At 36.0% G+C, this 24746-nt stretch carries 20 protein-coding genes; 15 read left to right on the forward strand and 5 right to left on the reverse strand.

The window, feature by feature from the left end; translation table 11 throughout:
• Window positions 1–655 precede the first annotated feature (655 nt).
• The 4 genes from fbp (at window position 656) to ETSB_RS08040 (ending at window position 6972) form a co-directional block, all read left to right on the forward strand.
• Entirely contained in the window at window positions 656–1699 is a 1044-nt protein-coding gene (gene fbp / locus ETSB_RS08025; RefSeq protein ID WP_044107332.1) for a class 1 fructose-bisphosphatase, read from the forward strand.
• A 916-nt stretch (window positions 1700–2615) separates the two neighbouring features.
• Window positions 2616–4145, forward strand: coding sequence for a glucose-6-phosphate dehydrogenase (gene zwf, locus ETSB_RS08030; protein WP_044107333.1), 1530 nt, complete (start codon window positions 2616–2618; stop codon window positions 4143–4145).
• 46 nt (window positions 4146–4191) lie between these two features.
• A complete protein-coding gene (gene opcA, locus ETSB_RS08035; RefSeq protein WP_044107334.1) occupies window positions 4192–5568 on the forward strand; it encodes a glucose-6-phosphate dehydrogenase assembly protein OpcA in 1377 nt (458 codons plus the stop codon).
• A 1092-nt stretch (window positions 5569–6660) separates the two neighbouring features.
• Window positions 6661–6972 (forward strand): DUF6679 family protein, encoded by a 312-nt coding sequence (locus ETSB_RS08040; protein ID WP_044107336.1) that lies wholly within the window; start codon window positions 6661–6663, stop codon window positions 6970–6972.
• Between the two features lie 925 nt (window positions 6973–7897).
• Here the strand turns inward: ETSB_RS08040 and ETSB_RS08050 are convergent.
• Window positions 7898–8389: a gluconokinase gene (locus ETSB_RS08050; RefSeq protein ID WP_044107338.1), complete on the reverse strand. Its 492-nt coding sequence runs from the start codon at window positions 8387–8389 to the stop codon at window positions 7898–7900.
• A gap of 740 nt (window positions 8390–9129) precedes the next feature.
• Here ETSB_RS08050 and ETSB_RS08055 point away from each other — a divergent pair.
• From ETSB_RS08055 to ETSB_RS09740, 3 genes are all read left to right on the forward strand, one after another.
• Window positions 9130–10398: a DHH family phosphoesterase gene (locus ETSB_RS08055; RefSeq protein ID WP_044107339.1), complete on the forward strand. Its 1269-nt coding sequence runs from the start codon at window positions 9130–9132 to the stop codon at window positions 10396–10398.
• A gap of 317 nt (window positions 10399–10715) precedes the next feature.
• Window positions 10716–11639, forward strand: a complete 924-nt coding sequence (gene rlmB, locus ETSB_RS08060) for a 23S rRNA (guanosine(2251)-2'-O)-methyltransferase RlmB (protein WP_044107341.1) — start codon at window positions 10716–10718, stop codon at window positions 11637–11639.
• A 30-nt stretch (window positions 11640–11669) separates the two neighbouring features.
• Window positions 11670–11906, forward strand: coding sequence for a DUF1816 domain-containing protein (locus ETSB_RS09740; RefSeq protein WP_232509890.1), 237 nt, complete (start codon window positions 11670–11672; stop codon window positions 11904–11906).
• Here ETSB_RS09740 and nusB read toward each other — a convergent pair.
• The 3 genes from nusB to hpsJ-B all read right to left on the reverse strand — a co-directional run bounded on the left by nusB (window position 11890) and on the right by hpsJ-B (window position 14440).
• Entirely contained in the window at window positions 11890–12540 is a 651-nt protein-coding gene (gene nusB, locus ETSB_RS08065; RefSeq protein ID WP_044107695.1) for a transcription antitermination factor NusB, read from the reverse strand. The genes ETSB_RS09740 and nusB overlap by 17 nt on opposite strands.
• A 164-nt stretch (window positions 12541–12704) precedes the next feature.
• Window positions 12705–13448, reverse strand: a complete 744-nt coding sequence (locus ETSB_RS08070) for a DUF502 domain-containing protein (RefSeq protein WP_044107342.1) — start codon at window positions 13446–13448, stop codon at window positions 12705–12707.
• Between the two features lie 200 nt (window positions 13449–13648).
• A complete protein-coding gene (gene hpsJ-B, locus ETSB_RS08075; RefSeq protein ID WP_044107344.1) occupies window positions 13649–14440 on the reverse strand; it encodes a hormogonium polysaccharide biosynthesis protein HpsJ in 792 nt (263 codons plus the stop codon).
• A gap of 489 nt (window positions 14441–14929) precedes the next feature.
• Between hpsJ-B and pgl the strand changes: the two genes are divergently transcribed.
• The 4 genes from pgl (at window position 14930) to ETSB_RS08095 (ending at window position 18224) form a co-directional block, all read left to right on the forward strand.
• Entirely contained in the window at window positions 14930–15652 is a 723-nt protein-coding gene (gene pgl, locus ETSB_RS08080; protein WP_044107345.1) for a 6-phosphogluconolactonase, read from the forward strand.
• Between the two features lie 102 nt (window positions 15653–15754).
• Window positions 15755–16774, forward strand: coding sequence for a daunorubicin resistance protein DrrA family ABC transporter ATP-binding protein (locus ETSB_RS08085; RefSeq protein WP_044107346.1), 1020 nt, complete (start codon window positions 15755–15757; stop codon window positions 16772–16774).
• Between the two features lie 166 nt (window positions 16775–16940).
• Window positions 16941–17837, forward strand: coding sequence for an ABC transporter permease (locus ETSB_RS08090; protein ID WP_044107347.1), 897 nt, complete (start codon window positions 16941–16943; stop codon window positions 17835–17837).
• Window positions 17838–17891: 54 nt separating this feature from the next.
• On the forward strand, window positions 17892–18224 hold the full coding sequence (locus ETSB_RS08095) for a hypothetical protein (protein ID WP_044107348.1): 333 nt from the start codon (window positions 17892–17894) through the stop codon (window positions 18222–18224).
• Window positions 18225–18771: 547 nt separating this feature from the next.
• Here the strand turns inward: ETSB_RS08095 and ETSB_RS08100 are convergent.
• Window positions 18772–20112 (reverse strand): TldD/PmbA family protein, encoded by a 1341-nt coding sequence (locus ETSB_RS08100; protein WP_044107350.1) that lies wholly within the window; start codon window positions 20110–20112, stop codon window positions 18772–18774.
• 764 nt (window positions 20113–20876) lie between these two features.
• On the opposite strand from ETSB_RS08100, the gene ETSB_RS08105 reads away from it, so the two are divergent.
• The 4 genes from ETSB_RS08105 (at window position 20877) to ETSB_RS08120 (ending at window position 24553) form a co-directional block, all read left to right on the forward strand.
• Window positions 20877–22247 (forward strand): DUF2079 domain-containing protein, encoded by a 1371-nt coding sequence (locus tag ETSB_RS08105; protein ID WP_408643821.1) that lies wholly within the window; start codon window positions 20877–20879, stop codon window positions 22245–22247.
• A gap of 1040 nt (window positions 22248–23287) precedes the next feature.
• On the forward strand, window positions 23288–23608 hold the full coding sequence (locus ETSB_RS08110; protein ID WP_044107352.1) for a DsrE family protein: 321 nt from the start codon (window positions 23288–23290) through the stop codon (window positions 23606–23608).
• Window positions 23609–23687: 79 nt separating this feature from the next.
• Window positions 23688–24098: a DsrE/DsrF/TusD sulfur relay family protein gene (locus tag ETSB_RS08115; RefSeq protein ID WP_044107354.1), complete on the forward strand. Its 411-nt coding sequence runs from the start codon at window positions 23688–23690 to the stop codon at window positions 24096–24098.
• A gap of 74 nt (window positions 24099–24172) precedes the next feature.
• Window positions 24173–24553, forward strand: coding sequence for a hypothetical protein (locus ETSB_RS08120; protein ID WP_044107356.1), 381 nt, complete (start codon window positions 24173–24175; stop codon window positions 24551–24553).
• The last annotated feature ends 193 nt before the right edge of the window (window positions 24554–24746 follow it).

The following is a 24746-nucleotide window of genomic DNA, read 5'->3' on the forward strand; positions in this document are numbered from 1 at the left end:
AAGAAGATAGCCTTATTCTACTAATAATTTGATAGATAATAATATTTTAATACTAAATTATTTGTGCTTTCAATAAAATTATCGTTTTAATTTTTGTTTAAAAAACATATTATTTTTTGGGGTGTATATATAATACTATTCTAATCCTAAATAAATGACGTATTTTATTATCTATACTGTGTTTGAAAGTATTAATTTTTCCCGTTTTTATGAATTAGAGAATAGGAAATACATACATATTTTTGGCAGAATAACTCATTTGTTGGTCATAGATTTACTTAGTAATCGAAACAATAGCTCGACATTGACTACGATCTTGAAATAGCATAATTGTATTAACAGAATCTACAGGGTAAACGATACTTTACCTCTCAAAAAAAAGTAATAAAAGTTAAAAACCTAGAAAAATAATTAGGAAGTTTAGGCATTGAGCCTAATGAATTAATTACCCTGAAAATGTGTGTTGTATCTTTAGATTACTAAAATTTAAGATTCCTCTCTGTGTTCATTTTTATTTAATCAACAATTCTGACATAACCTGAAGCTAATCTAAAGTTATTGGGCAAAGCAGCGATCTATTGATTAAGATCGACAACAAGCAATACAGATGGAGTCAAATTTTTGACTTCTTAACCTTTGACCGGATGACTTCATTATGACTAGCTTTCAGCCCGTGGCTGTTCCAGAATACAACCTTGATCGTGACTGTACTACTCTTTCTCGCCACATTCTCCAACAACTCCAAAGCTTTTCTCCGGAAGCTCAGGATCTTGGTGCTATCATGACCCGCATCGCTTTGGCTGGGAAACTGATTGCCCGTCGCCTTAGCCGTGCCGGTCTTATGGCTGATGTTTTAGGATTTACGGGAGAAACCAATGTTCAAGGAGAATCCGTCAAAAAGATGGATGTCTATGCTAACGATGTATTTATCTCTGTATTTAAACAAAGTGGTTTAGTTTGTCGTCTCGCTTCTGAAGAAATGGACGACCCCTATTACATTCCAGAAAATTGTCCTATTGGACGTTATACTCTTCTTTATGATCCCATCGATGGTTCCTCCAACGTAGATATTAATATGAACGTGGGATCCATTTTTGCCATTCGTCAACAACAGGTAGTCGATGAAGATGAAAAGGGAGCGGATTTATTGCAAGATGGCAAAGGACAACTAGCGGCTGGATATATTCTCTATGGTCCTTCAACCATGTTAGTTTACTCCATTGGTCATGGGGTTCATTCTTTTCTTCTCGACCCCAGTTTAGGGGAATTTATCCTTGCTCAAGAAAATATTAAAATTCCTGATCATGGACCTGTCTATAGTAACAATGAAGGGAATTTTTGGCAGTGGGATGAAGCTATTCGGGACTATACCCGTTATGTTCACCGCCATGAAGGATATACCGCTCGTTATAGTGGAGCTTTGGTTGGAGATGTGCACCGAATTTTAATGCAAGGGGGAGTGTTTCTTTATCCAGGCACAGTAAAAAAACCTGAAGGGAAATTACGATTGCTTTATGAAACTGCACCCCTAGCTTTTTTGATTGAACAAGCAGGAGGAAAAGCTAGCGACGGCACCACAAGAATCTTAGATATCGTTCCCGATAAACTGCACGCAAGAACTCCATTAGTAATCGGTTCTAAAGATGATGTTAAGCTCGTTGAGTCATTTATTGAAGATCGCAAACATCGAGAAAGTTAGACAGCAAAGGACTAATATTTGGGTTTATATAGAATCTTTGTATTAAGAGGCTTGTTTGCTTTTATAGATAGTTATAAAAAAGCTACAGATGCGGTTTTTTCTGGCTCTGGGAGCAATAAACAAGGAACCCACAGCTCCTAGGTTTTAATCAAAACCTAGGAGCTGTGGGTTCCTCCTTCTAGAAATTTTTGAGCTTGCTAAGTACCAAAAAGGCAGACTTCGCTCGTTAAAATTTATGGGATCTAGAAATCATATCAGCACTAAAAAAAACAGGAACAACGACAATACAAAAGTTTTTAAGCAAAAAGTAATCTCAATTTTTGCTGTTTATTTTTTCTAGGAAAGCTAATTTTCAATGAATTAGTCCTATTTCCCAGAAACAAAAATGTAATTAACCACACACAAGTGAGAGTAAAGTTTATTACTCCAAATGAAAGCTGGCAAAAAAAGTTAAAAACATTAGTAAATTTTACTCATATAGATTGATATTAAAGAAAAAATAATATTTTTTAAAACCTTTTTGCAGAGTTTATTGATGATATTGATAGTATTATCTACTTACGTATTTAACAGTTATTAAATCTAATAAAATTGAGAAATTTTAATTAACTTAATATTAACAAACCAATACTCTTTTAAGCTATTCAAATATTTTAATTTTTAATACCAGCAAGTATTTGTCTTAGTTCTTACATAAAAAAAAAACAATCCTATGATTTTTAACAAATAAAAGCTGAAAGTTAGAAAAATTTGAAAAAAGTTGCTTTCTTTGTGGGTTTCTTTGTCTTCTACCACTCTTCCCTAAAGATCTGAATACAGATATAATGACCAAAGCTTAATTTTCTATGATAAGTTTCCTGAAATTTAAAAAGTTCTAGATACACTGGAGATTAACGAAGGAGCATTTGAAAACTCTATGGTAACGCTGCTAGAAAACCCCTTCCGCGTAGGACTACGCCAAGAAAGAACCCCAGAGCCCCTAATACTCGTAATTTTTGGGGCTTCTGGCGACCTTACTCAACGAAAACTTGTTCCCGCCGTCTATAAAATGAAACAAGAACGGCGACTTCCCCCAGGATTAACTATCGTAGGGGTTGCCCGTCGAGACTGGAGTCACGATTTTTTTAGGGAACAGGTACGTAAGGGAATTGAAGAATTCTCTGATGGCATCGGCAATGAACAACTCTGGAATGATTTTGCCCAAGGGTTGTTCTATTGCAGTGGCAACATGGATGAGTTAGAAAGCTATTACAAACTTAAAACCTTCCTAGAAGAACTCGACATCAAGCGAGGAACACGAGGCAACCGCGTCTTTTATCTCTCGGTTTCCCCTGAATTCTTCCCTCCTGGCATCAAACAACTAGGGGCGACGGGAATGCTAAGTGATCCTGTTAAACACCGCATTGTCATTGAAAAACCTTTTGGTAAAGACTTGAGTTCAGCTCGAGTTTTGAATCAGATTGTTCAAAACGTTTGTAAAGAAGAACAAGTTTATCGCATTGACCATTATTTAGGCAAAGAAACTGTTCAGAACTTGCTGGTTTTCCGCTTTGCCAACGCCATTTTTGAGCCCCTTTGGAACCATCATTTTGTAGATAACGTTCAAATTACTGTGGCTGAAACCGTCGGGGTCGAAGATCGGGCGGGTTATTACGAAAGCTCTGGGGCTTTACGGGATATGCTGCAAAATCACTTAATGCAGCTGTTTTGTCTTACGGCGATGGAGCCGCCTAACGCTCTGAGTGCTGACAGTGTTCGTAACGAAAAAGTCAAAGTCTTGCAAGCGACACACCTCGCAGACCTTCATAACCTAGCGAACTCCGCAGTTCGCGGACAGTATAAAGCAGGATGGATGAAAGGAAAATCTGTTGCTGGTTATCGGGAAGAGCCAGGGGTTAATCCCAATTCCACTACCCCCACCTACGTCGCCATGAAATTAATGATTGATAACTGGCGCTGGAAAGGGGTTCCTTTCTATCTACGGACAGGAAAACGTCTACCTAAAAAGGTCACTGAAATTGCCATTCAATTTAAGGAAGTTCCCCTACTTATTTTCCAATCTGTTGCTCATCAGACTAATGCTAATGTATTGAGTATGCGAATTCAACCCAATGAGGGTATTGCCCTAAGGTTTGAAGCCAAAATGCCTGGGTCAGAATTAAGGACCCGTACAGTGGAAATGGACTTTAATTATGGATCTTCCTTTGGCATAGCAACTGCTGATGCTTACCATCGTCTCCTCCTCGACACTATGTTAGGGGATCAAACCCTATTTACTCGTGCCGACGAAGTGGAAGAAGCTTGGCGTGTCGTTACTCCTATTTTATCTGCTTGGGATGGCGAAGCTGACCCGTCTACAGTTCCTCAATACGAAGCTGGAACATGGGAACCAGAAGAAGCTGAATTGTTGTTGAACCGCGATGGTCGGCGTTGGCGACGATTGTAATTGAGGAAACAATTGTTAATTGTAGAATGTAAACGAAGAACTCACCATGACTACCCAAACTCCCCCTCTAGTTTCCCTACAAGACCCAAAAGATGTTTCTATTGATGTCATTGAAGCTGAACTAGCCAATATCTGGCAGAATTACGGCACCGATGGAGATGGGATAGGTGCTACTAGGGCAACCACTTTTACCTTTGTGGTTTATGACCCTGAACCTACCCAACATTTGTTAGCTAGCCTAGGTTTTTATACTGGTCCGGTAGATGGCATCGCTGGACCTCGGACCGTCGCCGCGATTAAATCAGCCCAGAAAGATTATGAGATAAAGGTAACAGGGAAACCTGACCAGACCTTACTCGATAGGTTAAAAAAAGAACTTGGAAAAGCCAAAGCTGAAGGAAAGTTAACCGATGTACAGCAACGGGCTTCTCAAAAGTACACTCCAGACTTGGAAGGGACAGGAATTGCCGATACTATCGCTTCTGCGAATCCTTGTCGAATTATCACCCTTTGTCCTAGCGTTAGCGAGGATAAAGGAGTCAAAGCTCAAGTGTCTGCCTATTGTCCAGTCAATCAAGGCAATCAAAATACTTTAGTTTGTTGTGAGTATATTACCTTACACGGAAGTGCAGAAGCTTTAGAGAGAATTGGAGGAATTATTTCGGATTTGATCATTAGCGGGCTATCTACTTTTGTTTGGTGGAAAGCTGAACCTAATCCTGAATACGGCTTGTTCAAACGTCTAGTATCCCAAGGAGATACCCTGATTATCGACTCTAGCATCTTTAGGAATCCTGAAGAAGATTTATCTCGCACTATTGAAATGTTAGTCGATGTCGATGATGTTTCTCTAGCCGATTTAAATTGGGCGCGTTTGAGTCCATGGCAAGAGTTAACCGCCGCTGCATTTGATCCCCCCGAACGTCGTAACTCTGTCCAAGAAATTGATCGGGTAACTATTGATTATGAGAAGGGAAATCCAGCTCAAGCATTGATGTTCCTTGGATGGATCGCTAGTCGCTTACAATGGAAACCTGTTAGTTATAAGCACGAAGGTGAAGAATACGATATTCGACAGGTTGAGTTTATCAATGGTGAAAATAAATCCATTGAAGCAGAATTAGCCGGAGTTCCTTTAACAGACTGGGGTGAAGTCTTAGGGGATTTAATTAGTCTTAAGTTGAGTTCAACTAATCTTGAAGCAGACTGTTGTACCGTATTTTGTTCAGGAACTACTGGATGTATGCGGATGGAAGCTTCTGGCGGCGCACAGGCTTGTCGTATTGAACAAGTAACTTCCTTAGCAGATCAAAAAACTGACCAACTATTGAATAAACAATTGCAACGGTGGGGTCAAGATCCTCTTTACAAAGAAAGTATGGAAGTTGTAGACCAAATTCTTAAATTGGCGAGTCAATCTTAAGGGTTAATTTATTCTTAATATTTTAGGGCAAGTTTAGAGGTAAAGTTATCTTTTAAAACTGCCCTTTGTTTATGTTTTACATATTGCGTATGATAAATTGTGATATTTCTTACAAAGCAAAACATTTAGCTAGTAATTTTTTAAAAAAGACAGTTTTTTCTATCAAAGGCAAGTATCTAATAGTCAACTAATTATTTTGATAAAGGTTTTTAATGGTTAAATTATTATGAGTATATAACTCTAAGTATCCTTCTGGCAATCTTATGAACTTTTGTTTGATACCACTACTCTTCTAGTAGAATTAGTTCCAGACTATAAGTTTATAAATACTATATATAGTCCTTTTTATGATTATTTTTTAGTTTAGCTTTAACCAAACTAGTTGTTTGAATTGTAAAAACTTAAAAATTAAGTATAGATAGATACAGCAAAGTACTGTTTCTGCGCTCAAATCATTGCTAAAGATGAACTATATAGTCTAATACGATAGATTAGAAGAATTAATCCCTAAATTTTAGCTAATACTTGTCTATTTATTACAATAGATATGCTATATAGACTATGTTCAGACTTTTTTTCCATTTCTATGGACAGATTACAATCCAGAAATTTAAAATTCACCAAGATAGTCAACACAATTGTAGAGGGAAAGAAAACATTATTTACACTGTTAATTTTTCTCAGCGACGGATTCAACGGTGACGAGATTATATTTAGGCAATATCTGATTTCAATTATCCTAAAAACTGATGAAGCATTTAATTTTTGAGCACCAACGTATTACATCGTATATGCTAGCCAGCAATAAATTTATGACTTGATAATAATTTTAGAAGTTATTGACTGCCCTGCCACTATGTTATTCTCAATCTAGAAAATCTATAATTGCTTCTTTTAGAGATTATAGTTAGTACAACCTTTATCAAAAACATTAGACTCAAACAATCTAGGCTTAGATTATTTTCGGGAGCAACTCATCAGAACTATCTAGCTAAACTAAAAGATTTTCTCTTCTCATGGATAGGAGTCAGTATGTTATGGTTAAGATAACATTATTATGACTGAGATGTATTACCTGCTAAGGAGAGACCTATGCTACATCGTAAGATTTATCAAATCTGTACAGAGGGTCGTGAAGTCTCTCTCTTCTTGCGGGATCAACAGCGTTGGATTGAAGAGGCTACTATAGTCTCCCTAGAAGGAGACCTAGTCACAATTCGTTATGAAACCGAAGAAGATGATGAGATTAGCTCCTGGGAAGAAATGGTACGACTCGAGAGTATAGGTTCTCTGAGTCAAAAACTAGCGTCCGTCTCAAGATACAATTCTGAGATTCCTATTGCTGATGAATGTCCTCATGAGGAACAAATTCATCCCCATTCTCCCGAATCAAATCAAGAATAAATAAATCCTTCGTGAGCTTTCGTGTAAAGTGTAGATTTCTTGATCTCGTTCATGAGATTGTCTGAATGATAGATTATTATGCCTGGTTCTACATCTTAATCAAAAAAAATATATATTGTAAACCTGCGCGACTCATATGAAAAAAGTTCACTGTCGTCAATCAGTTTAGTAGCCTATTTTGGGGTAAGTCTTTCGAAGAATCCAAATCTGATAAGAGCGATTACGTTACTCCTAGACAATTTTTAGCCAAAAGATTTCCAGTGTTTATCTATGGAGATACCTCTCGGAATTAATCTCCAAAATTGGAAATTTCGAGTCTGGGGATTAGCTGCTTCTAAAATATTTAGTTGGTTGGATTTGATTAAATTTTTTTATCAGGTATGTCCCAAGTACTTTTAGCGTGTTATCTGTTGATCTAAATTAAAAGTTAAGTAGAAAGAAATTAAAGTCATCTATTTTATAAAGTTAGTGGAACTTGCTCTGCCATTAGCCTATGTAGTGCAACATTTTTATGAGGGATATGCGATTAATCTTCCTCTTGAAAATTTGATAAGGGAGAATAAATTTTTAGTGTTTGAATTATTCGGAGAATCTTTACTTCCCAATCATAATGAACAAATGCGATTAATAGTTTTTCATTTATATTCTTGAAAGAAAGGTAAATAAATTAATCGGTTAGAATGTTTGCTGAAAAATCAGCTAGAATTTTGGGAACGTAATGGCTATTCCTGACGGGGAGATATTTGCTAAAAAAACTTTATGTTAGCTACTTGTAAAGTCAAAAATCAGTTGTGGCTATATCAATAATGGCTTAATATTCAATTATAAGTCATATTATTGATAATATTTTATACTTTAACTTAAGTATCATAATTTTACTCCTTAATCATATTTTTTTTGACTAATTATTTTAATTTTTTATTATTTATTGAAAAAAAGTTGGATTAGATAAAATCTGTTTTATTATTTGCTCTGTAGTTGAAGCAATATCGATAATGATCGCGTTTTCTGGTTCTTCTAGGTCTTTAAATTGAGACTTGAGCATCTGACTTTTCATGAAATGTTCTTGTCGTTTTTCAAGTCTTTCTAGAATTTGTTCAAAACTTCCTTTAAGATAAATCCAAACTAGATATTTATAATTACCTTGCAATGATTTTCTATAGGATTTCTTGAGAGATGAACAAGCAATAACAGCATTTTTTTGATGTTGTTGTAAATTATTAATTAAGTAACTGAGAGATAGTAACCAAGGCTGGCGATCTTTGTCATCAAGAGGAATTCCCTGACTCATTTTTTGGATATTTTCTGGTGGATGAAAATTGTCTGCATCATAAAAATGATAGTGTAAATGACAGCTAAGTTGTTTTCCTATAGTTGTTTTTCCCGAACCAGATACACCCATTATAATATAAATCATAGGACTATTTTTTATTTATTATTAAATAAGTCAACAGGCGTTAGTTAAGCCATAATTTTAAATATAAATTATTTTAGCCTGTAAATATACTGGTTTTAGTTTTAATATTTCTAATATTTAGCCAGATTTTGTCTCATAATTAAACAATTATACTTATTATCTTGTTCCCTAACTTTAGAACATTATTCTAGAGTTTATCAAATATTATATATATTACAATTATTATTGTTTATTTTGTTTTTGACAATAATTTAGAGCAAAACAAAAATATCAATAATTAAATATTAGTTAATCTAGAAAGATTGAAGATTAAACTATTGATTTCCTAGAAAAATCAAATAATACTTATTCAAAGATATGTGGTTAAATCTTACTGTTTTATGACAAAAGAAAACCTACTGTAAAAATTAAGTTAAAATGATGGAGTAATTGAGAAAATGTGCGTAATCCAAATTGGATCTTTTTTTCTAAATCTTTTAACAAAAGATTTAGAAATGCTTTGTCTTGCCGATCAATCACAAGAAGACCCGAAAGTAACCTTTAGGTATCTTTCTTTATCTCAATAAAGTAGTTGAATATACGGTTAACCATCCTAATTGCCTTTTACACTTCATAGAGTTGTCTTCTTGCTAATTTTTTCTAGTAAAATGCTAGAATCTGACCGCAGTTAGTTAAAAATCTCTGAACCTCTTAAATTAATTTCCATTATTAACCATCTCTTCTTACTAAACTACTTGCAGATGAAATCAACTTTACTTACTCCTAGTAACCATAAAACCTCGCAGACAAAGTTAATATCGCAGTTGGCTCTGGGAGAAACTGACCAAAAGAACACGGATTCTGAAAAGAACAGTTCAACAACTATCATCTCCAGTCATGGAAAGAAAAATCACGATGTATTCTCGGAAAAACTTGCTCACAAGTTACAACAGACTTTAGAACATCATCGAGGAGAATGTCAGATTGTTGTAATTCAGGATTTTCCTGATCCTGATGCTCTCTCAAGTGCCTGGGCTTATCAACTCATTGCCCAACCCTATGATATTAACTGTGATATCGTCTATGCCGGAACCCTATCCCATCAGGAAAATATTGCCTTAGTTAAGTTAACTGGACTACCTGCTAAACGATGGAGTGTTAATACCCTTAAAGAACAAAATCTTTCTGTTTATCAAAGTTGCGTGTTAGTGGACAGTCAAGGGAATACCAGTAAACTGATGCCGTTGTTGAAACAAGCTGAAATTCCCATTGCTGTCGTTATTGACCATCATGGCAAACAAGGAGATATTAGAGCAGAATTTCTTGACTTGCGACCTCAAACTCGTGCCACCGCAACGATTATTACTCAATACCTACAGGCAGGACTGTTAGACCTTGATAGCAGTGATAACGTTCATGTAAAGTGTGCAACTGCTTTGATGCATGGCATTCGTTCGGATACTAATAATTTACTCCAAGCTCAAGAACAAGACTTATTAGCAGCAGCTTATTTATCTCGTATCTATGACTCCCAGTTACTCAATACCGTGCTGCAATCAGCGCGCTCACGGCGAGTGATGGATGTGATTGAACGATCACTGAAAAATCGTTGGACTCAAAATAATGTTTCTATTGCTGGAGTAGGTTATTTACGTTACGAAGATCGAGATGCAATTCCTCAGGCTGCTGATTTTTTAGTCACAGAAGAAAATATTCATACTGCCGTGGTGTATGGCATTATCCACGATCAAGATAATGATATTGAGGTAGTCATCGGTTCTCTCAGAACTAATAAATTTACCCTCGATCCTGATGAATTTCTGAAGGACGCTTTGGGAAAAGATGGTCAAGGTCGATACTATGGAGGTGGAAGAGAAATGGCTGGTGGGTTTGAGATTCCTGTTGGTTTTCTTGGGGGAAGTAAAGACAGCACTAACTACACTAAACTTAAATGGAAGGTCTTTGACACACAAATTAAGCAAAAACTTTTAAGGTTAGTAAATCCCGAAGATAAAGTGATTCATGCCTGACCCTAATAGGGTGCTCTAGAAGGTACGAGATGACTATTTGTCTTAATTACACTACCGTTGCTAGTCGGGAATAAACGAGCTCTGCCTCAATTATTCGTCCATTTCTTATAATTAGTTCAAAGTAACCCTATCTCTAAAAATGATATAACTGACCATAATCAAAAGTTCAGATTTTGTACACCTCTAGTAAATCTCATTAGCTATTTCTAAGGGGTTCTATGGTAATTAACTCACTATCTATTGTTTTATGGATACATTACCAGAGTCTTTGCTTCTAAAAGGATAGACATATCTTTATTCTTCTCCACACATCGGTTATGACAGAAAAACCTCATCCAGTTTCCCGCAATAATTCTTATAAATCTAGAAAACCAACGATAAACAAAACAAAATCTTTATTGAGAACAAATAGTTACCCTAAGGCTCTAGAGAAAGATGATGAAGTTAATGATCTAGTTTATGGTCGCCATTCTGTTCTCACCTCCTTAGAAAGTGGTCGCCAGTTAAATCGAATTTGGATTACGAACAAACTCCATTACGATACTCGCTTTCATTCCTTACTCCAAATAGCGAAAGCTAAAGGAACAGTAATTGATGAAGTTAACATTCAACGCTTAAATCAAATTACTCACGGGGGAAATCATCAAGGAGTAGCAGCCCAAATTTCGCCTTATAGTTATCAAGATCTAGATGAGTTGATTTCTCAAGCCAAAGCTAGTACAGATAAACCGGTAATTATTATTGCCGATGGCATTGCTGATCCTCACAACCTCGGGGCAATCATCCGCACAGCTGAAGGGTTAGGAGCGCAGGGATTAGTGATACCCCAACGACGAGCAGCTGGAGTGACTTCTACTGTCACTAAAGTAGCTGCAGGGGCATTAGAATTCTTTCCTGTGGCTAGGGTTGTCAATCTAAGTCGAGCTTTAGAAACATTGAAAATGGCCGGTTTTTGGATTTATGGAACTACAGCTGAGGGAGGTAAACTATTACACAGTATAGAACTTCGAGGCGCGATAGGATTGGTGATAGGCTCTGAGGAAAATGGATTAAGTTTATTAACTCAACGCCTTTGCGATCAACTTATCTCTATTCCTTTAGAAGGAAAAACTCCAAGTTTAAACGTTTCTGTAGCGGCGGCTATTACCCTTTATGAGATCTATCGTCAACGTTGGTCAAGTAGGCTTTATCTAGGATCTGGACCGAACTATAAAGTTAAGGAAATAAATTGTGACTCATAACTAACACACCATAAGGAATTAATTACTGGTTTGGTTTTCCGGAAAAAATCGGTACGAACCAGTTGTGAAGGTTATATCAAAGACTTACAATTTGAAGGAGTCCAGGAAATTAAAGTTATTGTTAAACGGTGTAGTCCAAGTAATTTAACGATTTTTAAAGGAAAGTATCCAACAATTTTAAGGGATGTCTCGTTTCAATCGTCAGTCCTCCTAAGTTGCTTTAATTCCCTACTTCAAAGTCTCCTAATTTTCAGGTGGGGTCTTTAGGGCTCATTGATTTTCTCAAGTGTTCAGTTAATCGCCGTAAAACTCCATTAATAAAACGATAACCATCATCGTCAGAATAACGCTTAGCCATTTCTACTGCTTCATTAATGGAGACTTTGCAAGGGACGTTGAGAAAAATAATCTCTGCCGCTGCTATTCTTAAAATATCTCGGTCAATTTTAGGCAAACGACTCAATTGCCAGTCTACAAGAACGGACTCAAGCTGCTGGTCGATCTCGAGTCGGCGGCGATAAACAGTTTCGATCAACTCCAATGTATATTCTCGCACCTCGTGTTGACTCGAAAGCTGAATCATTTCAGGTAGTTCAATTGCATGAACTAGGCGGTTAATAGCTCCTTGAGCTAGTTCAATGGCTTCGGACACCATGGCTTTTGCACTTTGAACATCAGCCGCTTGAGTCTCACTTTTTAGCAATCGTTTATGACTACGTGTTACCTCCGCTGCAGCGGTTTCTAAAATATCTTGTCCTTCAGTGGTTAAAGTACGAATTGCCACTAAGACTAAATTACTCAACTCTGTTTGTTCAAGTTTTTTGGAACTTCCCTTAATTTGACTGAGACTCAACAGGGCCAATTCACGGGAGATTCGGCGAGGTTTCTGGTTAAAATGCATAGTTACGATGATATCAAAAGTCAAAAGTGGGAGAACAAGAAAAATTCCAAAGTGGACTGACTGTACAATTGAACTCGCATCAATGGGCAATAGGCTCGTACTCAGGTATAAGGTCATGACAAACTATTAACCTAACCATGAACCGCACAGTTTATGGTCCCCATTCATATCTTTTCGTCTTCCGTCGAAAAGGTATGAGCAGGTTCTTGAATAATGGGGTTTTCTAATGAAACTAACTTTTGATCATGAGATTGAGATAAGGTAACTGAGACCGATGCTGTAGCATGAGGGCTGACTATACCGCCAGAAATCAGCACTTTAAAAGCATCTTCGATAGAAATGGATAAGTTAACTACATCATTTTCAGAAACAATAGCATACCACCCAGAGGTAGGATTAGGAGTTGTCGGAATAAAAACACTAAGCATTGGCTCATTAAGATGGGATTGCAATTGAGCACTCAACGCTCCAGTGACAAAACCAATACTCCATACTCCTTGACGGGGGTACTCGATCATGACGACGCGGCGAAACTTACTTTTAGAATCCTTAAATAAGGTTTCTAGAATTTGTTGAAGAGTTTTATAAACAGCTCCAGCCAAGGGAATTGATTGTAAAATTCGTTCTCCTAAGTCCAACAACCAACGGCCTGCAATATTGCGAGCCATTAAGCCAATAATCAAAATACAGAGCAAAGGAACGGCTAATCCTACGAGTAAATTAAGACAGTAGCTCAAAATCGGATCAAGCCCGTCAAAAGGATTAAGCTGCTTAGGAATTTGCGTCAGCAAATTAACCACCCAGCTAGCAACAGTAATAGTTAGCCAAATGGCTGTTGCTAGAGGAATCACCACTAACAAACCGGCAATTAGATCATTTTTTAGATCTTGCTTGAAGCGTTGAAGCACGTCCGAAAACTCTTCAATAAGAAGGTAATTAATCCCACTTATAGTATCATAGTTTATTCAGAGTTTAGGGTGCATTAATCTAATCAATCGTGCTGAGTCTAGTCATCGTAGGCTTTTTAAGAATTGCTGAAAAAATATTTTAGTCGGAAGAACAAAAGGATCATTGAAAATTTAGCTATGATGGTTTTTCTTCTTAAAATTCAAGAATTTTTGCTCCCCATCATAACTTTCAATCCAATCCAGCCAACAGTACTATAAACAATGGCTAGCATCAAACTACTTAACCCAATACGTAAACTTTGCTTAAGAGCTTGAGTTTTGGCTTTATTTTCGGCCTGTCTGCGTTGATCAACTAACTGCTCTTCTAATTGTTTAGTCAACTCGTCAATGCGATTTTTGTATTCTATTGAATTTTGGGATAAATCCTGTAATTGTTCGAGTTGGGTACGTTGTTGTTGTAATTGTTCTAGCTGTTGAGTATTGAGGGATTGTCCTTGAACTTGTCCTGACTCAACTACTTGATTTAACTGTTGAATCTGTTGGCTAAGACGTTGAGGATTTTTAGATAGTTGATCGATTTGACTTAAAAAGGCTTGAATTTGGTCAGCCCCCTGTCCAGCTCCTTGCTCAATTTGATTAAGGGCATTGACTTTGGCTTCATTAAGATTATTGAGATGAAGCGGAACAATTAACAAAAACATTAGTCCCATGATGGTAGCCAGGACATAAATAGGGACTCGTAGATCGAATTCAGCGGATTTATGAAGATTAGCATCGTTTACGTTTTCGACAAAATATCCGACCAAAATCAACCCTATTCCCACTAAGGGAACGATTCCACGATCAACAATGCTTGTAATCAATCCAATTTGCCATTGAGAACTTTGCAAGTTTAGAGGAATAGCTAGAGTAATATAATCCAACAAGGAAGATAGGAGCAAAACTACTCCAATGAGTTTGAGCGAAAGAGAGGTAAAGGTACGGTTATTCATCGTCATTTGATCTACTTGGCTGTTGATGTATTTCAGTGGGGATTGATGAAAGAGGTTAAGCTATATTTGACAATAATAGAGTTCACCATCCATCATTAAGAGACAATTTAAACATCGAAAATAGCTACGGGATAATACCCTTTTTGGCAAACCCTTTCCCCCAAAATATATATTTTGGGGGAATTGACAGATAAACTCTTCTCCTAACCATCCTGCGAAAACATTAGGTACAAATCTGTCAGGATAACAATCACTGTCAATATGATAGTATTTTTAGTAGTCCAATTGGTCTGTGCCAAAACAGCTAATAACTGGGAACGGTTTTAAAATTCGAAGAAATTTGTTCCTCTCAGTTTTTTTAGGTTGACACTGCGTCTTGGTGAAATACCATCAAAAGATTATAGATCCGGTGTATCCTTATGCCTTCTGTCTAAAAACCTTACTCAGAAATAGTCTATATAGGTTACAGCTAAACACAATTTAAAAGCAATGAAAAAATTAATTGAAGTCTTACCAAATGCAACTGCTCTCATTGAGAGATCGCTGTCTCTGACAGTGGAAAAAATAACCAATGCCATTCAAAACAAAGAAAAATGTAGCCTCGCTCTATCTGGTGGCAACACTCCTAAAGCATTGTATGAAGCTTTAGCTAAACAATCTTTACCTTGGGAAAAAATACATATTTTCTGGGGAGACGAACGTTATGTGAGTCGTGATCATTCAGACAGTAATCAACGGATGGCACGTCAAGCTTGGCTCAATCTAGTTCCTATTCCAGCAGAAAATATCCATCCCATGCCTACAGAGTCGGGTGATCCCTCTATTGATGCACAAACCCACGAAGCTGAATTAAGAGAGTTTTTCCAGGTTGTTCCAGGAGAGTTTCCCGCTTTAGATGTCGTATTACTTGGTATGGGGGATGATGGTCATACTGCTTCCTTGTTTCCTCAAACAGCAGCCCTCGATGTTCGTGATCGCTTAATTACTGTGGGGAAGAAAGATGGACAACCTCGCCTAACGTTTACTATCCCCTTGATCAACAAAGCTCATTGTGTAATTTTTATTGTGTCTGGCGAGAATAAACGTCCGGCTTTAGCTCAGATTATGGATCCTGAAGCTAATGACAAGACTTATCCCTCTCGTTTTATTAAGCCCCAAGGCGAACTCTGGTGGTTACTCGATCAAGCAGCCGGGGCTGAACTAAAAAGTTAAAAGACCAATGATGACATCAGTTCGGTTTCGAAGTGAGCTAGGAGATCTCATACGACAGTGATGAGGTTGTTCGCATTGTTATTCCCCAATTATTAATCGGTTATGATCCCTGCTATTGTTATTGAGTCCCTAAAAAAAAATTATGGTACTCTTGAAGCGATTAAAGACATCTCCTTCAAAGTCCAACCAGGAGAGATTTTTGGCTTATTAGGTCCTAATGGATCGGGAAAAACCACTACTATTCGCTGTTTATGTACTTTAGCTAAGCCTGATAAGGGTAAAATTGAAGTAGCGGGAATTTCCGTTCTTGAGTGCCCTAAAGCGGCCCGTCGTCGTTTAGGATATGTCGCCCAGGAAGTAGCCTTAGATCAAGTATTAACAGGACGAGAATTATTAGGACTGCAAGCCGCCCTTTATCATCTTCCCAAAAAGACAGCCCAAAATCGTATTGCTGAATTAATCAGCTTGCTGGACTTAGAAAACTACGCTGATCGCCAAACTGGAACTTATTCAGGAGGTATCCGTAAACGCCTAGATTTAGCGGCTGGTTTGCTTCATAGACCGGAGGTATTGGTGCTAGATGAACCCACCGTAGGGCTAGATATAGAAAGTCGTTTCATTGTTTGGGAATTTTTACGAAAATTACAACAAGCCGGCACAACTGTCTTAATTACTAGCCATTACCTTGAAGAGATTGATACTCTCGCTGATCGCTTAGCTATTATAAATCAAGGACAAGTTGTTGCTGAAGGGACTCCTTCTCAGTTAAAAAGTCGAGTGGGCGGCGATCGCGTTACCCTAAAAATTCGGGAATTTTCTCCAGCCGAAGAAGCCCGACAAGCTAAGACTTTACTTCAAGATTTACCCTTTGTTGAAGAGGTGATAATTAATCACTGCCAAGGCAATTCTCTTAACCTTGTCGTGACGATAGGGAGTAATTGTTTAAGTCAAATTGAACAATCTTTAATAAAGTCAGGTATACCTATTTTTAGCTTAGCTCAATCGCGTCCTAGTCTTGATGATGTCTACTTAGCAGCCACTGGTCAAACTTTGATGGATGCCCAATTGGAGTCCACCAGTATTCGAGATCTAAAGGCTGAGAAAAAACAACAAATGAAATGAAGTTATTCTACTCTAAGAGTAGAAATTGATCACCTTGGATTTAAATTCTACTTGCTTATTAAGACAGGCAATAGACAAGAGAAAAATGAGTTAATTGGGTTTCTAGGTACAAATTATATGTCAGCATATCAATTTTTAAATATTGTTATCAGTGAGGAATAACTACATGAGTCAAACTATGACCCCTTCTAAGGTCAAGTCTGTTTTATCTCCCAAAAAACAAAAAACAACCACTATAGATGAAGACGGAAATATTTTCGGTGAATTTATTCAAGAAACCTTTGCAATGACAAAGCGTCTTTTTATTCAACTGCAACGTCGTCCATCAACCTTGATTGCTGGTATTATTCAACCGCTTATGTGGTTAGTCTTGTTCGGTGCACTGTTTTACAATGCTCCTCAAGGGTTATTTGGAGAAGAGCTTAATTACGCTAAGTTTCTTGCTCCTGGTATTATAGTTTTTACTGCTTTTTCAGGCGCATTGAATGCGGGTTTACCCGTGATGTTTGACAGAGAATTTGGTTTTCTCAATCGTTTATTAGTCGCCCCATTGGCTTCTCGTTATTCGATTGTAGCCGCTTCTACCATCTATATAATCGCCTTGAGTTTAATCCAGACGGCAGTCACTGTGGGAGCTAGTGCAATTCTAGGAGCTAGTTTGCCAAGCTTAATTGGATTAGCTACAATTTCCCTGGTTGTTTTTTTTATAGTCTTAGGAGTAACGGGATTAAGTCTGGGACTAGCTTTTGCTTTACCAGGTCATATTGAATTGATCGCAGTAATTTTCGTGACAAATTTACCTTTATTATTTGCGAGTACTGCTTTGGCTCCTTTATCATTCATGGCAAAATGGTTACAAATAATCGTCAGTTTGAATCCTCTTACCTATGCCATTGAACCGATTCGTTATATTTACCTCAATAAAAATTGGTCTTTGAATAGTTTAGTCCTACAAACTCCTTGGGCGGACCTAAGTTTTGGATTGGTTTTATTTCTATTATTAGCCTTCAATGCGTTAATATTAGTAGCCATTCAACCTTTGTTGCGTCGCCGTTTTGCTTAGGGTAGTTTTGATTTAAGATGTTTAATGTTTGATTGTATGTAGAAGTGGGTCTTAATGATGTCTATTAACGTGCCTTTGAGACAATTATTTTCTATTTTAATTGGTTTGGGAACAGTAAGCGGAATTCCTCAGATAATATTAGCCCAGTCTGTTGATGTTATTAATGAGAAAAATGGTTATCAAAGTAACGAACAAGAGTCTACTGGGGAACTTGGTAATATTTTTAATCCAATGGATCTAATGCACCGTTCTAATTTACAGCGAAGTCGTAACGCCGGTGACTTTGCTGAGGATACGAATAATAATCTCAATAAAGCAGCTCAGGAATTTAAGCTAATCCAACAAAGAAAATTACAACAAGAATCTTCTGAACCTGTTTCTGATTAGACCAATAATTCACTCTAGTACTTATAGACTAGCTGTTACAAAACCGTAATAAATAGAAGCTGAAAGTCTTGTTTTTCAGATTTTCTAAAACTCCAGAAAATTTGTCTTGATAGAGATCAGATCTTTGGAGTTTTAGAAAACACTTATAATAAAGGTCTGGGAAATTACTAGCTGCTGATATTAGCTACTAATTTATCATGTTCGGTCTAGGAGAGCCTTAACTCAATTCTACTAAACCCGTCATGTAAAGTTTTAATATTAATATTCTGAAAGCCTTAATATAGTTTGTTGGGTGGTAAGATTTTTTTTAGAATTATTAAGATTGGTTCAATACAAAAAGAGGTTAGTACGAATTTTTAGCTTATGACCAATGTTATTCTCAATATCTAAATTAAAATATGACAAAATTGACAATTATCTGAGATAGTAATAGTAACTGCCAACAACACTAAAACTACAATAGTTGTTTAAAAATAGCAGAAAAAAAGTTAGTTTACCTTTTCAGTGTTTTATGGATAAACTATCTCTTATGGCAAAAACCAATTAATTATTCTCCAGTAACAGATAATTCATCAATCCAAACTCGCGGACAAATTCCCCCGGGAAGAACTTCTGCTTCAGACTCAATATAAATGATTGACTTTAATAAATCTTGTATATCTCCAGCTACCGTTGCCGCATCAATACTGGCTAATTCTCCCTTATTGATTAACCAACCATCAAAGGGTAGAGAAAATGAGCCCTGTAAGGAATTAACTCCCGCATGAAGTGCCTGTAAACGATCAATAAAGATAACTCCGTCTGATTCTTCTAAATTCAATTTTTGAGCATATTTTTCCGAAGCAAAAACATGATAAAAATGAGGACAAACTGTAACTTTTGAGCCAATACTTGCATGACCTGTAGGTTTTGCGTTCATTCTTTTTGCGGTTCCGGCACTGTGCAATAAACCCGACAGTACTCCATTAGTGATCAGTTCTACACGACGAGTGGGAGTTCCTTCTCCGTCGAAAGTTTTTGTTACAACATTATGAGGATGAAGGGCATCATCACATAGGCACAGAAGGGGGGAAGCAATCTCTGTTCCTAGAGAATCTCGGGTAGCAAGACTTTGATTATCTAAAATATTTTGAGCATTGAAGATATTAGAAAAAGCATCAATCAAGCTCAAAAATGATGTAGGAGAGAGAACAATTCGATATTTACCTGATGGAACAGATTGATAGTTGATGTGACTAATTGTCTTGTCAATCACCTCTTTCAAACAGCCGTCAATGTCTAACTCCGGTAAGCTGTGACTAATTTTAACTGAACTAGCTCCTCTCGGTTTTCTACCCTCCTGCTCAGTACGACTGTAGAGGTAAATCGAAGAATAAGACCCTTCTTCTTGGCGAAGAGCTCCCTCACTGTTAAGATAGAACCGCGCTATACTCTCTTGAGATAAGCCATTGTAGGGAACTCCGATAATAGCTTGATGTGCTTCTAAAAGGTTTTTTTCAGCTTTGATTAAAGTACCAACAAGAGTAGGAACAGGTGCATGACTTACCAAATTATGGGATAACTTGGTAATAAGGTTTTTAGCTTCTGGACTGAACTCAGGAGCATTGTCTTCACTGCCCCATTCACTCGCTTCTCTAGCTGTTTCTAAGGCTAATTTGATGCCTTTATCGTCTATATCTGTGGTAGTTGTCACTCCAACTGTTTTCCTTTTATTCCACACACGAACAATAACGCTTGATCGGTTTGATGCTTGGACCTGTTTAAGTTCACCGCTATCAACCTCGACACTAGTCTCGTCGATAGATAAACCATAAATATCATATTTATCGATTCCTAATTCTTTGGCACTTAATTGGGTGTACCCGGCAATCTTTTTAATATTCAGCATATTGAAGATGATCAAGGATTGTTAATACATTGTACGTGCAGGAAGTAGATTTGCCCGGACTTGTGTATAGGAACTACTGAATCATTCGTACTGCTTAAGTATCTCTACTCTCTTAGCAGTTAACCATAGGCAGAAGTGTCCTCAGTCGTTTACTTAGCCCTCAGTGTAAAGAATGTTCTCTGTTACTGTTTACTTCCAATTTTGGTTTATTTATTCAAGCTGTCAGGAACCACGTTATTTTCTTCCCTGTTTTTACCATATTTACACCACCAGAGGTTTCTAATTTGAACTTTTGCCGGCCCCTTGTTTTTATAAACTACGCTGCAGTTAAACAAAGTATTTCTACTATGTGTGATTTTACCATAAAATCTTTCTACAAGGGAGAGGTTTTAAAACTATCTTTTGGGAGATTATGCGAGTATGATAGGAAAAAATAGCTTTTCTTCTCAATTGAAAAATATCTATCAGCATTAACAGCTTTTCTTATTTAAAGAGGACTATTGTTCTCTACTTTACTAATCCATGTCCAATGGCTAAAGAATCCTGATATAGTAATTTGGTCTGTACTTGCTAATCCTGGTGTGTTGTGTCTTAATAATAAGAATAGTTTATGATCTAATAAGAAAAGTTGAACTGAAACACTAATTAAGATTTTGTCTATAAAAAAATTATAATCATCAATTAAAATAACTATCATGATTTTCAGTAGAGGAAGAATTTTATAAATGACCCCCAAAAATTTTAATTTTCATTCTGTGAAAATCATGATTATAGTGAGTACGGTAATTTTATTAACTTGTAGTAGCTTAAGACATATTTTATTTCAATCTACTGCTTATGATTTAGCGATTTTTGATAATGGCATTTATTTAATTAGTCAGGGAAAAACTCCTTTTGTTTCTTTTCGAGGTATACATATACTAGGAGATCACGCTGCATTTATTCTTTATGCGATTGCTGGATTATATAAGATTTACCCTAGTGTTTATTGGTTATTTGGATTACAAGCGATTGCCCTTTCTCTGGGAGCATTACCAGTTTGGCAATTGGCAAAATACGCAAATTTGACCCCAAACTTAGCAATAGTAGTTGCGGCTTCTTATCTCCTTTACCCCTTAATTTTTAACCTAAATTTATTCGATTTTCACCCAGAAGTATTGACACTTCCTGCTTTTTTTTGGGCATTCCTGTTCGCTAAAAAAAACAACTTTTTTGCGTTCAGCTTAGCACTAATCTTTATTTTGAGTTGTCGGGATGCTTTATCTTTAACTATAACAGCAATGGGGGTTTGGCTAATATTAGGAGAAAGAAAAATAAAGCTTGGAGTGATTTCTTTAGGAATAGGAATAATCTGGTTTGTTTTAGCCACTAAAGTAATTATTCCTCGATTTAGTGGAGAACAGGTAGCTGCTGTTGCTAGATATAATTTTTTAGGAGTATCTTTACAGGAGATTATTTTAAATCTTTTTTTAAAACCACAAATTGTTCTAAGTCATCTTTTCACTTTAAATAACTTAGAGTATTTGTTGTTGCTTTTATGTCCTCTGATTTGGGGATTATTCCCCAAATATTTTTCTCCATTAATTGGTGCTCTTCCTATTTTATTTTTAAATTTACTGACTGAGAATAAAGAACAAAAAGATTTATTACACCAATATTCTCTTCCAATTTTACCATTTTTAATTCTAGTGGTGATTGCAGCCCTGAGTGTAGGACAAAGATGGTTACAAAGACCTAAATATATTATTTTGTGGTCATTAGTTACTTTTTTTGCTCTAGCTAAAGTTGGCTATTTTAGCTCTCGTTACCTTGAATCTATTGATACTTGGTCAGCAACAAGAGAAGCGTTAAATCAAGTGACAAAAGAAGGTAATGTGTTAACTTCAGCTAACATTGCCCCCCATGTTGCCCATCGGACTAAAGTTGAATTAGCAATTGAAGGTTCACAAGGAATTAATCTTCAACAATTTGATGATATTTTGTTAAACAAACGTCATCCAGGTTGGAATAGTTCACCAGAATTGGTTAACACTCTAATAGGAAGAATTGAACAAATTCCCGAGTTTAAATTAGCCTATAAAAAAAACCAAGTTTATCTGTTTGAACGTATTTCACCTCAATCGAATTTATTATGAATGGATATTCTATTTATACTTAGAAGCAACAAAACTTTTTAATATCTGCATTATTAATATCTAGGTGGTATTTTCAGTATGTTTGTAAGTAGGCGTATCTAAATCAATTCTAAATCAATTTAAATCTAAAAAAAATATTTTCTATGTCTATATTTAGGTAGTTATAATTAGATTTATATCGCTCTAGTCGATATTCTTCTCCTACTATATTGAGCCCTGGACTATAAGTTAGTAGAAAGTATAATATATACAATTTGTTTTCTTTCCATTGTCTAAGTTTCGCTTTAAATAAACTACTTGTATACACTAAGCAAATATGAATAACAATCATCGTATTTATACTTTTATATTTACAATATTTATAGTGTTTTTTAGCTTGATATATTGATTGATCTAAAACTTTTTTAAAAACTGCCTATTTATCAAGTTTAATTGAAACTTTTATTTTGTATATTATTATCTTATTTAGTCTAGTTACTTTTTTTCTATGGAATTACTTTTTATTTATAATTTTTATATAGGCAAAAAAGAATTTTTTCATTTTTTTATATCAAAAATTACTTTTTAATCTATTATTTTAGACTAAATTACTTATATAGTTGTTGACTATTATAAATATTCTTATATTTTTTTTGATTTAATTTTTTTTTTGACTTATACAAAAATAATACCATGCTTATATTATTTAAATTATTGAACTATGAATTTTAATTCTATTGAATCTTCTGATAGTTTTTACTATACAATTATTTTAACCTTTAAACCTTTTATATTAAATATAATAGCTTGAAAACTATTGTAATTTCTTAGTATTTTTGGTAGTTACAAGTCAAGTTTAATAGCATTGACTGTTCTAATTTTGTTAATTAAATTTTTAGTTTAGTATACAGTAGGAGCCCTTTTAAAACTACTTTTCTGTTTTAGGCTTTTTAAAGCCCACCCAGTTACTGTTAAAGAAAGCCTTAAATTTATTCTAATAGAATTGGATTTAAACCTATTGTTAGATATAGTCAAAAACAATAGTCTTTCAATAAGAGTCCATGAGTCAATATTTTTTGATTGAGTCAAAAAGTCCTTTCGAGTCTACAGAAGTTATACACGATTATCAATTGGCATCTGATCTAGCTAAGTCAGGGCACGAAGTGACTTTGTTTTTGGTAGAAAACGGTGTACTAGCTACCCGCTCAACTATTATTCCCCCTGAATTAGCCAACCTAAATTTAGTTAAAGTCTTGGCAGATAGATTTTCCCTCGAAGAAAGAGGAATTGAGTATTCTGAAGTGACTTCTGGTATTGAAGTTTCTACCATATCTTCAGTAACTGATGCTATGGGACAAGGACAAAAGACCTTGTGGTTATAAATCAAGTTGAGGGTCGACATACGACAGCCTATGACCGGAAATTATCTACTGATTATTGTTTATTAGTAACTAACAAAAAATGAGTACAACAACCCTTACATTTCTCTTGATGGATGCACCATTTGAACAAGCGAGAACAACCACTGCTTTTCGGCTGATGGATGCAGCCTTAGAAAAAGGCTACAATGTCAATGTTTTTGCCTATGAAGGAGCAGTTTCTTTAGCGTTTTCTCACCAGAGACCTCACGCTAATAGTATTCATGGCCGTACCTTTGAAGAAGAAAATCATCCATTAACTAAAGATTGGGTAGCAGCTATGCAAGCAAAAGCAAAAGATAAAGGCTGTCGATTTGATTGGATTAATTGTGGTCTTTGTGTTGATGAAAGAGGTGTACAAGAAGCGATAAAAGGATGTCGTCGCGGCGGACCCCAAGATTTTTGGCAATGGGCTACTGAATCTACATCAACATTAGTTATTGGCACAAGATAAGCTAAAACCTATTGAAAACAAGTTTTAGTAAGGTAAGGAGTAAAAGGATTCTGAATTTTTAAGGAGTATCGACTATGAAAGCATTACAAATTATTGAATCAGCTTATCGTTGTATTGTTGAAGAACAAGATGATCCAGCTATTTGGATAGTTCAGGTTTTAAATAGAGCTGGTGGCGAAGTCGATATTTTGTTACGAGGCAATGCCGTTAATTATGCTGTTAGCAGGCAAGGGAATGAGGGGTTGACCTTAGGTTCTTGGCAACAAATTTGTCCGGCTAAAGTTGATCAAGATTTACAACAAGCTCTTGATAGCGGGTTAAAAGTGTATGCAATCGCAGAAGATATTGCCCAAAGAGGTATTCCTGAAGCAAAATTACTTAGTGGAATTGAAAAATTATCTCGTAGGGATTTACCTAATTTGTTTGAACAATATAAACAAGTTTGGCGTTGGTAACACAGTAATTAACGCGCGTTTAACGGAGACTATAACTTCTATTTTTCTCCCTGAATGAGATGAACTCTTTTTTCAAATAAAACTTACGCAATTAATTAGGGTTTGCTGGGAAAGCATAAAAATTTTTTTCTTTCCTAAAGACCCTTTTTAGCAACTCGTGCACGCATAGTTCCAGTTGATCAAGTAACCTTCC

Source organism: cyanobacterium endosymbiont of Epithemia turgida isolate EtSB Lake Yunoko (assembly GCF_000829235.1).
Classification (GTDB): Bacteria; Cyanobacteriota; Cyanobacteriia; order Cyanobacteriales; family Microcystaceae; genus Rippkaea.